Raw genomic sequence first — 13,635 nt, 5'->3', positions numbered from 1 at the left:
ATTGAATTATCTATTTGGCTTGCAAATGAAAGGAGATTTTATGAAAAATACTAAATTACTTATTGCAACTATAATTACAGCTCTTACTTTATCTATTGTAGGTTGCAATAAAGAAAAACCTAAGGATGCCTTAGAAAATACTACAGAATCTCAGGAAGTTGTATCTGAAGAGAGTACTGAGACTACTCAAGATGTAAAAGAAGAAACCCCAAAGGAAAATAATGAAACCCAAGAAAACAATGTGGTTCAAGAAGATAACACAAAAGTTCAGACTGCAAATGCACCAACTGAAGTGAAACCTAAAAACAATTCAGATAACCAAACCAATAAAAATACCAGTAAAGCTAAAGAGATAAATAATACTCCTAAGGTTGAGAAACCTAACACTCCACAAGCTCCAGCCAATCCCCCTAAAGCTGAAGACTCAACCCCCGTTGTATACACAAATAACAATTTTGGTTTTTCCTTAACTTTTCCTGCTAGCTGGAAAGATAAATACACTGTTACTGAGGATGGTAATGGAATATATGTAGCTGTGAAGTCGCCAAACAGCGACAATATTTATTATGGCTTATTATTTGCTATTCTTAAGAAAGGTTCTGGTTTAAACGAGGACTATTTCGATACAATACCTAATGGGAAAAGATATTTTGAAGCAAAAGGAATTAGTTATGTTATTGGAAGTACCACTGGAATTCCTATACCTGAGGATGACCCAAGTTATGAACTTTGGCGTAAAATGTATAGAGAAAGTGGTGCTGTGACAAAAACCTTAAAGGCTCTTTAGAAATTTTTATTGAAAGGTGATGATAAATATGGAGATTAAATACAGAAATAACATAGAGGATTTAGTAGAAGCTAATATGTATGCTTTTAAACATTCAAAAGCCTCTATAATCTTTTTAAAGATACTAACTTATATTCTTCCAATACTTTTATGCTTTTACGCTCTATTTTCTAATGTAAGTATGTTTTATAAAGTATTATTATTGATTTTTTCTATTATTTTTATATACTTTTATCCTAAATTGTTTCTTACCCAACTAAAAAAAGGCTTTAGAAAAAGAATAAAAAAAGATTATGAAAAAATTACTTATTCAGAGCAAACTTTAATAATAAATGAAAAAGGAATTACTAAAATCAATGATTATTCAAGCAACTTATACAACTGGGCATCAGTAGGCGAAATTATTAATTTGGACAAGCAATTATTGATTTATTTAAACTCAATGAAAGTAATATCCATACCAAAGGATTCTTTTAAAAGTGCAAATGAGTTAAGTGAGTTTTTAACATATCTAAATACTCACAAACTCTAATTACAGGATTATTTTCTCATGATGGAAATTAAATATGTGAATACTGAAAATGATTTTGCCTACATGTATATTTATATAATTAAAAGTTCAAAGCATTTTAAAATAATTATGAACTTTATATTTTTTATCGCTATAGTAATGTTTTCTATAGATTATTTCTCTATAAATTTAATTGCTTTCGATTTAAAAAATTTATTATTTCTTGTATTTTTTATAAGCATGGGTATATTAGAAGCATTCGCAATAAAATACCTACTATTATTTTTACTTGAAAAATTTTATCTTAGACGTCTAAAAGAAAGCTCCAAAAATGAATTTAACGTAGAAACCACATTAACATTGACTGAAACCGAAATTATAAAGCGAAATATGTACTCTGTTGTTAAAATGAATTTGATTTTAATAAAAAAGATTATCGTAGATAAAAACTATCTATTTGTTTTAACTGGTTCAATGGAAGGATTAGTTATCCCTTTAAGTGCCTTTAGAGATAATCAAGAAAAAACTATCTTCTTAAACTACTTAAATAAAAATTAATATACTCTATATTTATAATTTCTTAGCTAAATGCTGACTCAATATAAAAATTGGTCAGCATTTAACTTTAATAAATTTTATGCTGCAGCTGCAATAAGAGCTATGCTCCATCCATTTCCTGATATAATAACCCCACCTATAATAATAATAACTGCTGCTGCCACAAATACCTTAAAGGCTGTACTACCTGCTATTGATTTCAAGGTTTCTTCAACATTATCCATAATAGAATTTTTACGATAAACAATATTTAATCCTTGTGCTGCTGTTACATTAGAATTAACTTCTGTAGAAATTTCTAAAGTTGTATTAAAGTGCTCAGTACTTATACTATTGATTTTTAACTTAACTTCTACATCTCCTAATTGTCCTAATGTAGCTGATATAGATTCTATTTCTCTTTCAATAAAATTCACTTCGGCATCATTTAAATCATTTCCCCAATTTATACTTTCCATAGAGCCATTTTTTATACTTATTGTTGCGCTTGCATCCTTAATTATACTGGCTAACGAAAACTCAAAAGTCATTGATAAATTAGGATTATTAGTTATTATTGGTACTTTTCCTTCAGCAGTTATTTCTACCCCTAGGAGATTCGCGAATCCAAAATCACTTTGCTGCCTATAAATAGCTTGATTTGATGGTATGCTCGTAATTGGGCCACCATTTATTCCATATCCATTTATATCAATAAAATCAAGACTATGGTGAGCTGTTGTTACTGAATCATTTAAATTACCTTCAATTGTAGATATTGTTCCACCTGAAGATTGTACTACAATACCAGTATGATAATAAAATCCAGATAGTGTTGTATAAAATACTATATCTCCTGGTTTTGGAATATACCCTGATGTTCTTGTTCTATATCTTCCACGCACCTTATACCAACTTGCTCCTAATGCACAGTTTTGGTATCTTGGAATAAGACTCCCCATAATCCCTGCCTTATTAGCGCACCAAGATACAAACATTGCACACCATTCTGCTCCATTATTACCATACCATGCACCATAAGGATTTATGTTTTCCTGAATTTCCTTAAATCCTTTAGCTAATTCTTGCCTTGCTACTTCTAGAAATTTATTAACTCCAGAAGTCCCTGGAACTGTAGAGTTCCAATCAGAATACCCATTTAATGCACTCCAAGTTGAAGGTCCTACTATACCATCTGCTGATAATCCATTGTCTACTTGAAATTGAATTACAGCATTATAGGTTCCTTGTCCAAAGTCTCCATCTGCTCCTGCAGCACCTACAGAATAGCCTTTATTTATTAATTTTTGCTGTAGTACTCTAACATTTTCTCCTTTGGAACCTATTCTCAAGAATTCACTATTTGACATAGAATTTAATGCACTCCACGTGCCTGGCCCTACTATTCCATCTGCTGACAACCCTCTATCTGATTGAAATTTAACTACTGCATTATAGGTTCCTTGTCCAAAATCTCCATCTGCTCCTGCACTACCTACACTATATCCTAGGCTTATTAACTTCTCTTGAAGATTAAATACACTTTCTCCACTTGATCCTAGTCTTAAGAACTCATTGGTTGGAGATGCATTTAACATTTCCCATGTTAATGGTCCTACTACTCCATCTGCAGATAATCCATTGGCAGATTGAAACTGTACTACTGCATTATAGGTTCCTTGTCCAAAATCTCCATCTGCTCCTGCAACTCCAAGATTATATCCTCTATTTATTAATTTTTGTTGTAATTCTTTCACTCTGTCACCTTTAGATCCTACTTTTAAAAGTACATCATTTGAGGATCCATTTAATATATCCCAAGTTGCTGGTCCCACTACTCCGTCTACAAGTAATCCATTATCACTTTGAAATCTTAATACAGCCATATAAGTAGATTGTCCGAAGTCTCCATCCGCACCGGCACTACCTAAATCATAACCTCTACTTATTAGCTTTGCTTGTAAATCCTTTACTCTATCACCTTTTGAGCCTACTCTTAATAGTTCTCCATTTGAGAATCCATTTAGTGCATCCCAGGTTGCTGGTCCTACTATTCCATCTACAAGAAGAGCATTATCTCTTTGAAATTTAACTACAGCTTCATAAGTTCCTTGCCCAAAATCTCCGTCTGCTCCTGCATTACCTACACTATATCCTCTACTCATTAACTTTTGTTGAAGTTCTCTTACTCTAGTTCCTTGAGAACCACTTCTTAAAAGCTCTCCACCTGATGAACCATTCATTGCTGCCCATGTACCATCTCCAACAACGCCATCTACTAATAAACCATGATCACTTTGAAATTTAACTACTGCATTATACGTTCCTTGTCCAAAATCTCCATCTGCTCCTGCACTACCTACACTGTATCCAAGTGATACCAACTTTTGTTGAAGTAATCTAACCTCTTCTCCTTGGCTTCCTTTTTGTAATAACATACTTTAACAACTCCTTTTTAAAATTTATTGATGATTGCTCATCTAATAACTAAAAGGGGTTTTATCTCTATTTTGTAAACTAATATTTTAAGTTTTTTTAAATTTTGACACATAGACATAATATTAAAATGTTAGTCTAATTCTACAAATATTTCAGTATATTCTCTTTTCAGTCTTAATATCCTATATATTCTGTTGTTTTTTATCTAGTTATTATGAAATTTTTTACAGAATTTCCTCTTGAAAGTTTACATTTTTTTCACTTTAGGGGTTTTTGCTTATAGAACACTATGTGAGATAAATAAGGGGGAGATACTTTTGAATGGCTTAAAAGAAGATATTGAAGCATTTAATAAAGGAAACAAAGAGGTATTTTTAGACATATTAAATAGATTTACTTCCTATATAAAATTATGCTCATATAAGTTGAGTTATTATTGTGCAGAAACTGATCTAATAATATATTTATTTAAGTTGATGCCTAAAATAGATTTGAGTAATTTTGAATCCGATAAATATATAATAGGATATATAAAGAAATGTATTAGAAATATGTCAATAACTCTTTATAAAAAAAATGAAAACTATTCTTTTGTAACCTATGATAATGATATTTTAGATAACAGTATTGCCTATATACAAGAATTCCCTGCAGATATTGAAGGAATGATTTCTAATTTAACTGATACACAGAGAAAAATAATAATATATAGATATAAATATTGTTTTTCAGATACTGAAATTAGTGAATTGTTAAATATTTCAAGGCAAGCTGTTCATAGAAATAGAACAAAAGCTTTGGATCAATTAAAATATGCATAGTTTATAGAAAGGATAATTTATATGGAGGAACAAATTTTAAAACTTGCTAGCACCCAAGGCATCTGGGCGGTATTAAGCTTTATTTTAATATATTATATTGTTAAAACTCAAGAAAAAAGAGATATAAGGCAAGAAGAAAGGGAAACTAATTATCAAGATATAATAAATAAATTAACGGACAAACTTAATATATTAGATGATATTCAAGAGAATATAAAAGATATAAAAAATATAAACCAAAAATAATAAAATTTCATAGTGTTCTATTGTAAGAAGGAGTTGTCACAAAATCATTGGATTTTAGTTAAGCGTGGCTCTCCTTCTGTTTTAAAGATAGGATACCCAAATAATTAATGATTTTTGGACATTTTTTTAATTTAGAGTAAAAAATACTCTTAAATAATCCTAGTCTTCTTATTATTTCATTCGTCTTACTTTTATCACCAAATGATTAGACTGACGCTGAGAAATAGACTGATTCTAATAAAGGCTGAGGAACGCCTTCTACAGAGCAGAAGTGCGTGTCTACCGAATAGCAGTACACTTCTACCCTGTAGAGACTTCTCCTCAAGTCTCATCAAATTCACCTATTCAGTTATATCACGTAACTTATTTTTATTAAAATTATAGACATGAAAAATATGGGGCTACCTCACTAATTATTTAGTGACGTAGCCCCTTTTTTCTAATAATAAATCACTTTATCTAACTAATTGTATTTATAAACCTATCTAATTCTTCTTTTGATTCAAATATATTCTTAGGAATAATAGTAAGAAAAAGATAAAAGTGTCTAAACTTTTTAGGTAAGAACACTATCAATATATAATTTTTATCTATTATAAGCTCTCTAACTTTATCTTTAGAAAATTCCACGGTAAAATCACGACATTTATACGTATATTTATTTTCATTAACATCAATACTATGGTTAGTTCCTATATACCTCTCTATTCTTCTTGCAAGACGTTTAATATTCCATTTCTTACAAACAACTAATACCACATAGAGCCATATAATATAAGATCCTATATATATTAAAAATAGATTACCCCATCTAAATTTATTTATAGCAAGCATACCAAATAAAATTATCATCATGCCACTAGTAATTACTAGTAATTCTATGTTACTAGTAATTCTATGTTACTAGTAATTTTCCTTATGACTTTACTTTTTAGATATATATTCTCTACATCTTGCATTGATAAATCTTTATTTACTTTGTATTCATATAACATAACAATCCCCCTTTAATTAGTATATTATACCATTTATTATAAAGTTATTTAATATCCAAATAGTTACTAGCTAGTACATTTGGGTTTATAGTCATAAATTTGTATTTTAATTCCTGTTATTTTATAATAATTTATAGAAGCTAAACACTATGACCTGGCTTACAAAAGAAAGGAGCTTTTATGAAAAATACTAAATTACTTATTGCTGCTATAATTACAGCTATTACTTTATCTATTGTTGGTTGTAATAAAGAAAAACCTAAAGAGGTTACAGAAAACCCTACTGAATCTCAACAGAGTATAACTGAAGAGAATAGTAATGGCATAAAAGAAGAGCCTACAACAGAAGATAATTCTTCTCAGGAAAATAATTCAACTACTCAATCTGAAAATAAAAATTCTGAAGAAAAACCTAAAGAATCAAACAAAAATACTTCTACTGAAAGCCCTAAAACTCCCAAACCTACTACTCAAGCTCCAACTGCTCCTCCTAAAACTGAAAACGCTGAACCCCAGATATACACAAACAACAATCTTGGTTTTTCCTTAACTTTTCCTGCTAGTTGGAAGGACAAGTATACCATTAAAGAGGCTGATAATGGAATATATGTATTTATGAAATTGCAAAATAGTCAATATACTAGCGAAGGCTACTTGTTTGCTATCCTAAAAAAAGGTCCTGATTTAAATGAAGATCATTTTGATAGGGTAGGCACGGATAAAAGATATTTCGAATCCAAAGGAATAACTTATGTTATCGGTGGTCCTACAGATTTACCTATAGACACTGAAGGGCCCAACTTTCAATCTTACATCAAGATGTCTAAGGAACGTCCATCTGTGATAAAGACCTTAAAATCTATTTAAAAATTATAATTGAAAGGTGATGATATAAATGGAAATAAAATACAAAAATACTAAAGAGGATTTTATTGAAACTAATCTGTATGCGTTCAATCACTCACAATCATCTAAAAGATATTTTCAATCTATACGTTTAATAAGTTCTACGCTAATATTCTTAATTGCAATTATTCTTCGCTCAAATACTCTATTTATGACGCTTACTATATTTTTATCTATAATATGGTTTGTAGTTTATCCTAAGATTTTCTTTGCTCAACTAAGAAAAACTTACAAAAAACTAGCAGAAAAAAATTACAGTAGACTTATAGATACAGAACAAACCTTAATACTAGATGAAAGCGGGATTCTTAAAAATAGTGTTGATGTAGAGACTAAGATTAATTGGGACTCTATCGATAAGGTTTCCTCTACAGATAATCAGATTATTATTTTTCTTAATTCTATGAAGGTTATAATAGTTCCTAAAAATTCTTTTAGCAATTCTGAAGATTTGAATAATTTTTTACAATATATAAATACTCATAAAAAATATGATTAGGGGATATTATCATGGTATTGAATTTTATAAATACTAAAAAGCATTTGGTGGATATGGATTTTTATTCATGGAGTAATTCCAGTCTTCACAAAAAGAGTGTTAAATCTATTTTTTTCCTAGCAGCAATTATTTCCTTTTCACTTTGGTTATATTTATCTATAACTAACCGATACTTTGCTGGTAATTTATTTTATCTATTAATTTTTGTAGGAGGAGGTCTAGTAGAAGCATTTATATTAGTCCTTATATTTAGATTTGTTAGAAAGATTTATTACTCAAAAAGATTAAGTGAGAGTAACAAAGATACTTTTGATATAGAAACTACTTTATCTCTAGAAGAAAATGAAATTATTTTAAAAACTAATAAATCCCAAAGTAAAATTAAATACTCATTAATAAATAAAGTCTCAGAAACTAACAAATATGTTTTTATTTTTATAGATGGTGCTAATGGAATTCCCATTCCACTAACAGCTTTTTTAAACGAGAAAGAAAAAACTTCGTTTCTAAATTACTTAAATAATAAAATAGCAAGTAACTTACCATAAAGCTACTTGACATTTTTTTGTTTATACTCATCCTTTATCTTAGAAATTATCTTCTCATAAATCACTCTCATATGAGGTTCATTAGATACCTTAACCACCTCATCTATAGGAATCCATTTTACTCCACTGTTTTCATCAGGTTTTATAAAAAGTTCGTCATTTTCATCTGCTTCTAATAAGTAGGTAACCGATAAATGAAGATGAGCAGATACATACTTTCCTCTTTTATAATGACCTGCTACAGGTAAAATTTCTAGAGAAAATATATCTGAAGTTATAGGTGTTACCTTTTTAATTCCAGTCTCTTCTTTTGCTTCTTTTAGCGCTACTACTAACAAGTCTTCTTCACCATCTGCATGACCACCTGTCCATGCCCACGAATCATAAATGTTATGATAAATCATAAGAACTTTACTTTTATCTTTATTTAGTATAAAAGCTGAACTTGTTAAGTGAGCTAATTCATTTTCTCTTGTAAGAATGTCTTTAAAATTATCTATATAATATTCTACTAACTTTTTATCTTTTTCTTCTTGTTCATTGTAGGGTTTATAGTTTTTTATATCCTCAATAAATCTCATAACTTTCTCCTTAATTCTGATATAAATTAAAGAGCACTTAGCTTTTAAACTATCGTGCTCTTATAATTAATTATACTTCATAATCTACAACTATTCTATCAGTTACAACTGCTTTTATAAAGGTACCAGCCTTAACGTGCTCTGGATGATTTTGATAAATGTTTAGTCCTTCTACAGTATCAAACTCAGAGTATAAAACTACATCATAAGCTTGAGTACTATCATTAAAATTAATTCCAACTTCAATAGCCTTTAGTGTCTCTATCTTTCCATCTAAAGCCTCAAGAATCTCTTTTATCTTTTTAGAATTTTCTACCTTAGTGTTTCCTTCAGCTTCCTCTTTTAATTTCCAAGTTACTATATGTTTTATCATTTTATATCACCTCTACTTATTATTTTAGCAGAACTACAGAATTTCTCCATTACTTTCTATAACTTTCTTAAACCAGTTAAAGCTCTTTTTCTTATACCTTTTTAAGTCTCTTAAATCTGTTTCATCACGGTTTACAAAAATGACTCCATATCTCTTTTTCATTTCTCCTTGAGAGCTTAGTATATCTGTACATCCCCACATTAGATATCCCATAACCTCTACGCCCTCTTCCATTGCAATTTTCATTTGTTCAATATGAGCCTTTAAATAATCTATTCTATAATCATCTTCTACAGTATTGTTTTCATTTAATTCTTCCCTAACTCCAATTCCATTTTCAGTGATAAATATAGGCATTCTATATCGTGCATATATTTCTTTTAATGCTACTCTAATTCCTATAGGATCTATAGACCATCCCCATTCATTTGCTTTTAGGGTTGGATTTGGTACCATACCTTTCACTGCTTCTTCTGGGCTTTCTCCAACAAACTTAACAGTTTGACTTTGATAATAGCTAAAAGTTAAATAATCAACAGTATTTTCTTTTAATAGCTCTTCATCACCAACTTCAAATACAGGCATTATGTTTTTCTTTTTTAAATTACTAGTTACGTAAGATGGATATTCTCCATTTGCAAAAACATCAAAATATAAATCATTAAATAATTCCTTAGCCTTTAATGTAGCTAAGGCATCCTCTGGCTTGAAGCTATTTGGATACATAGTTAAATATGTAACCATTCCACCCATTTTACCATCTGGTATAATTTCATGAAGTGCTTTAGTTGCTTTTGCATGAGCTATAAAAACATTATGACACACTTGAAAAGAAAACTCTTCTATGTTATCTCCTTCTTTAGGAGCAGCTCCCCATGCTTGTAAATGCATAAGAACTAGGTTTTGCTCATTAAAAGTAATCCAATATTTAACCTTATCTTTAAATCTTTCAAATACTGTTCTAGCGTAGTTTTCAAACAAATCTACAACTTTCCTTGATGCAAAACCATTATATTTATCTGCTAAAGCTTTTGGAATATCAAAATGGTATAAAGTTATAACAGGTTGTATTCCATTTGCCAACAACTCATCAAATATTTTATTATAAAATTCTATTCCTTCTTCGTTAACGTCTCCTTCACCTTCTGGAAATATTCTGCTCCAAGAAATGCTGGTACGATAAGTATTTATACCTAATTCCTTAAAAAGTGCTATGTCTTCTTTATATTTGTGGTAAAAATCAACTGCTACTTTCCAATCAGAAAAGCCTTCCTTAATCTCTCTGGTATCTACTATAGATACCCCTTTTCCACCTTCATTCCAAGCTCCTTCACTCTGAAAAGATGTAACTGCCCCTCCCCACATAAAGTTCTCTGGAATTATATTCTTTGTTTCTTTTGTCATTCCCTTCATCTCCTTTGAATATATTATTACCCTTAATATAAATTTTACCATTATGCTTTAATTATCACTATAATAAAACTCAAAGTTTCATAATTTGAAAATCTTTTGACTATAAAACAAAAGCACCAACTCTTAAAGTTGATGCTAAATTACGTATCTCTACATACAATTTAATAACTGCTCTTTTTCTATTTTTATTCCCTGCTTAAAACTAAATATATTATATGGATCATATTTCGCCTTTACTTCCTTAAGCTTGTACTTATTCTCTCCATAATATTCTGTTTCATAATCCTCAAGCTCTCCAAGAGGAAAGTTAATATATGAACCTTCTGTTATAGTTTTTATGAATTCAAACCTATCTATGATCCAACTCTTATTTTCCTCTGAATACTTATCTTCTTCCCAAACGGATTGAATTCCCATTATAAACTTTGCATCTCTATAATAAAATGCTGTGCTTTGTTTATCTTTATCTTCTACAGCTCCACCTAACCCATAAAAGGAAATAGCCGCATAAGTTGAACCTTCTGCTACATTCTCAACAGTTTCTATGATTTTTTCAATCTCTTCTCTGCTATAATCTTTATAAACAAATCTTCCTGTAGACTTGTATTTTTCAAAATCAGGATGACTATCCTGTATTACTCTATTTGCTTCTAATAAAGGCATATATTCTAACTTAAAAATAGCTTTATCTGAAATATTTTTAAAATCCTTTAATGCTATGTTTGCCTCTTCTAGACTTCCATGCATCAAACCTGTGATTTTTACTCCTCTTCCTTTTTCTTTAGAGTTATATATGGCTGTTTTTATATTGATATTTCTTCCCCAAGTTTTAAATGAGTTTTGCAAAACCTCAATAATCTTTATATTTTCTTCTTTTGTTATATGTAAATACTCTATATTTATTAGGGTGGTCATCTTTCTTTTTTCTGAAAGTGCAAAGGTCATGCTGACAACTATTCCAAAATTTCCGCCACCTCCACCTCTGCAAGCCCAAAATAAATCTTCATTTATAGGTTCATTTGCAATTATTAAATCTCCCTTATAATCAACCATCTCTAGTTCAATTAAACTATCAGAAGCTAATCCAAAAAGTCTGCTAGAATATCCCCAGCCTCCACCTAAAACTAAACCAGTAACTCCAACTGTAGGACATCCTCCCCCTGGAAAAGGATATTCTTTCTCTCCTAATGTTTCATATATCTCTCTATTTCTAACGCCACCAGCTATTTTTACAAGCTTATTTTCTTCATCTATACTTATCTCTTGCATTTTGCTGACGTCAATAACTACTACACCATCCCCAGTTGAATACCCTTCATAATGATGTGCTCCTGATCTTATTCTTATATCTAGGGACTTTTCTCTAGCCCATCTTACTGCATTTATAACATCTTCCTTCTCGTAACAATAGACAATTACTAGTGGATGCTTTTCTATTGCCCTATTCCAAGCTTGTCTATCCTTATCATAAGAAGTACTCTTATTAGTTACAACTTTTCCTGTTAATCCTTCATAATTTATATCAATCATTTTTTCACCTTCTAAATTGTTTTATATGTACAAATTATTTTTTATATGTATCTATATTATCACATTGCACTCAATTTAAGTGCATAAAATTAATTCCTAGACTTACTTTTGATACCAATTAAATTTTTTAAAAATAAAAAAGCTCTCCATCTCTTAAAGAAGTAGAACTTTTTCAATAAAATTTATTCTAATAAATTATCAACATTAATCATCTTTTTATCTTCCAATTTAATATCATTCTCTTTGTACCATCTGTAAGTTTTCTCAAGTCCTTCTTTTAATCCTATCTTAGGTACATGGAGTCTACTACTTTTTAACTTGTCTATACTTAGAGTATAAGTTGTATTCCTAAATGGAAAATAGGTTCTAACCTCCTGTATAGATTTTGAACTATGTACCTCTTTAATTATAGGTAATTCTCCTATTACTTCTCCACAAATATTGATATACACCTTATTTCTGTAGCATGCTACGCAGTAGCTGCATTAAATTCATTAGTTTATTACACAAAAAAAGGATTAGACTGAAGCTGAGAACCGCTTCTACCGAATAGTAGTGAATCTTTTCTATCACACTTAATGTGCTTATTATAACCACTATAACTTAGCCCTTTTATTCCTCTTGTCAATATATCAACAATATATCCCTTAGATATAAGATATTTTGATAAAGCTTCACTTACAAACTCACTTCCCCCTAAAACTAATAATTTCATAAAGTCCTCCTTCTGCTTCTACGTCTAAAATTCCCTAATAAACCCTTTAAATCTAGTACCTTGAAAAGTTAACGTTCCTTTATCTCCCTCAACCATCATTCCATAATCATAGCCTGAAACTACAAACTCAACTCTCTCTCCATTTGAAAACTCAAAAGTAATATAATAGGTGGTTGAAGTCGAAGTTGAATTCATATTATTATTTGGATCATGATGATTATGATGACTTACTGACATCCTCTTTGAAACTATAGTTGCTTGAACTGGAATTATAGGTTGCTTATTATTATAACTCCACTGTTTAACACCTCTAACAACGCTAAAAATAAGTAACCCAAAAAACACTAAAAAGAATAACGGAAATATAAATGACATTAAATTAAACATTCCAAATCCATTCATCATATTTACCTCCCCAAAACTGTATATATTAACTAAATTATACACCATATTGCTGTAGCATACCACGTAGTGGTTGCATTAAATTCCTTTTAACCATATTGCTGTAGCACGTCACGCAGTGACTGCATTAGATTCATTCGTTTTATATTACTCATTGATTCATTAGTTTATTAATCCTGTAGCATGCTACGCACTTATGCCCTGTAGAAGATCGTAGATCTTCATTAGAATCCTTTTAAGTAGCTGCATTAAATTCATTAGTTTTTTACACACAAAAAAGGATTAGACTGAAGCTGAGAACCGCTTCTACCGAATAGTAGTGCACCATATTG

General features: G+C 30.0%; 17 protein-coding genes. 8 read left to right on the top strand and 9 right to left on the bottom strand.

Annotated elements, in window-relative coordinates:
• Positions 1-40 precede the first annotated feature (40 nt).
• The 3 genes from B3N22_RS23190 to B3N22_RS23180 are packed head-to-tail and all read left to right on the top strand — an operon-like array spanning position 41 to position 1,856.
• Positions 41-787 carry a hypothetical protein gene (locus tag B3N22_RS23190; protein WP_286911012.1) on the top strand — a complete coding sequence of 249 codons (747 nt, stop codon included), beginning with the start codon at positions 41-43 and terminating at the stop codon, positions 785-787.
• A gap of 28 nt (positions 788-815) precedes the next feature.
• Entirely contained in the window at positions 816-1,319 is a 504-nt protein-coding gene (locus B3N22_RS23185; protein ID WP_286911010.1) for a YcxB family protein, read from the top strand.
• 18 nt (positions 1,320-1,337) lie between these two features.
• Complete coding sequence (locus B3N22_RS23180; RefSeq protein WP_286911008.1) at positions 1,338-1,856, top strand: YcxB family protein; 519 nt, start codon at positions 1,338-1,340, stop codon at positions 1,854-1,856.
• Positions 1,857-1,933: 77 nt separating this feature from the next.
• On the opposite strand, the gene B3N22_RS23175 is transcribed toward B3N22_RS23180, so the two are convergent.
• A complete protein-coding gene (locus B3N22_RS23175; protein ID WP_286911006.1) occupies positions 1,934-4,273 on the bottom strand; it encodes a peptidoglycan-binding protein in 2,340 nt (779 codons plus the stop codon).
• A gap of 318 nt (positions 4,274-4,591) precedes the next feature.
• On the opposite strand from B3N22_RS23175, the gene B3N22_RS23170 reads away from it, so the two are divergent.
• On the top strand, positions 4,592-5,095 hold the full coding sequence (locus tag B3N22_RS23170) for an RNA polymerase sigma factor (protein WP_286911004.1): 504 nt from the start codon (positions 4,592-4,594) through the stop codon (positions 5,093-5,095).
• Positions 5,096-5,116: 21 nt separating this feature from the next.
• Positions 5,117-5,341, top strand: coding sequence for a BhlA/UviB family holin-like peptide (locus B3N22_RS23165; protein WP_286911003.1), 225 nt, complete (start codon positions 5,117-5,119; stop codon positions 5,339-5,341).
• A gap of 459 nt (positions 5,342-5,800) precedes the next feature.
• Here B3N22_RS23165 and B3N22_RS23160 read toward each other — a convergent pair whose 3' ends face one another.
• Positions 5,801-6,193 carry a hypothetical protein gene (locus tag B3N22_RS23160; RefSeq protein ID WP_286911001.1) on the bottom strand — a complete coding sequence of 131 codons (393 nt, stop codon included), beginning with the start codon at positions 6,191-6,193 and terminating at the stop codon, positions 5,801-5,803.
• A 323-nt stretch (positions 6,194-6,516) separates the two neighbouring features.
• Here B3N22_RS23160 and B3N22_RS23155 point away from each other — a divergent pair, with 323 nt between their 5' ends.
• Genes B3N22_RS23155 through B3N22_RS23145 form a run of 3 tightly spaced genes read left to right on the top strand, consistent with a single transcriptional unit; the run spans position 6,517 to position 8,289 of the window.
• Positions 6,517-7,203 (top strand): hypothetical protein, encoded by a 687-nt coding sequence (locus tag B3N22_RS23155; protein WP_286910999.1) that lies wholly within the window; start codon positions 6,517-6,519, stop codon positions 7,201-7,203.
• Between the two features lie 28 nt (positions 7,204-7,231).
• Positions 7,232-7,741: a YcxB family protein gene (locus tag B3N22_RS23150; protein ID WP_286910997.1), complete on the top strand. Its 510-nt coding sequence runs from the start codon at positions 7,232-7,234 to the stop codon at positions 7,739-7,741.
• Between the two features lie 11 nt (positions 7,742-7,752).
• Positions 7,753-8,289, top strand: coding sequence for a YcxB family protein (locus B3N22_RS23145; protein WP_286910995.1), 537 nt, complete (start codon positions 7,753-7,755; stop codon positions 8,287-8,289).
• Positions 8,290-8,291: 2 nt separating this feature from the next.
• Here B3N22_RS23145 and B3N22_RS23140 read toward each other — a convergent pair whose 3' ends face one another.
• The 7 genes from B3N22_RS23140 to B3N22_RS23110 all read right to left on the bottom strand — a co-directional run bounded on the left by B3N22_RS23140 (position 8,292) and on the right by B3N22_RS23110 (position 13,306).
• Positions 8,292-8,870 (bottom strand): NUDIX hydrolase, encoded by a 579-nt coding sequence (locus B3N22_RS23140; RefSeq protein ID WP_286910993.1) that lies wholly within the window; start codon positions 8,868-8,870, stop codon positions 8,292-8,294.
• A 70-nt stretch (positions 8,871-8,940) separates the two neighbouring features.
• The gene (locus tag B3N22_RS23135) at positions 8,941-9,243 is read right to left on the bottom strand and encodes a Dabb family protein (protein WP_286910991.1); all 303 of its coding nucleotides are present in this window, start codon (positions 9,241-9,243) and stop codon (positions 8,941-8,943) included.
• 33 nt (positions 9,244-9,276) lie between these two features.
• Entirely contained in the window at positions 9,277-10,647 is a 1,371-nt protein-coding gene (locus B3N22_RS23130; protein WP_286910989.1) for a glycoside hydrolase family 1 protein, read from the bottom strand.
• Between the two features lie 159 nt (positions 10,648-10,806).
• Entirely contained in the window at positions 10,807-12,186 is a 1,380-nt protein-coding gene (locus B3N22_RS23125; protein WP_286910987.1) for an FAD-binding oxidoreductase, read from the bottom strand.
• Positions 12,187-12,368: 182 nt separating this feature from the next.
• Complete coding sequence (locus B3N22_RS23120) at positions 12,369-12,638, bottom strand: hypothetical protein (protein WP_286910985.1); 270 nt, start codon at positions 12,636-12,638, stop codon at positions 12,369-12,371.
• 50 nt (positions 12,639-12,688) lie between these two features.
• Positions 12,689-12,901 carry a Rossmann-fold NAD(P)-binding domain-containing protein gene (locus tag B3N22_RS23115; RefSeq protein ID WP_286910983.1) on the bottom strand — a complete coding sequence of 71 codons (213 nt, stop codon included), beginning with the start codon at positions 12,899-12,901 and terminating at the stop codon, positions 12,689-12,691.
• Positions 12,902-12,925: 24 nt separating this feature from the next.
• Positions 12,926-13,306: a DUF2500 domain-containing protein gene (locus B3N22_RS23110; RefSeq protein ID WP_349676659.1), complete on the bottom strand. Its 381-nt coding sequence runs from the start codon at positions 13,304-13,306 to the stop codon at positions 12,926-12,928.
• Between the last annotated feature and the right edge of the window lie 329 nt (positions 13,307-13,635).

Source organism: Clostridium sp. UBA1652, assembly GCF_002320975.1.
Lineage (GTDB): Bacteria > Bacillota > Clostridia > Clostridiales > Clostridiaceae > Clostridium_T > Clostridium_T intestinale.
The sequence above is the reverse complement of the archived record's forward strand: the minus strand, read 5'-3'. Positions and strand labels throughout refer to the sequence as shown.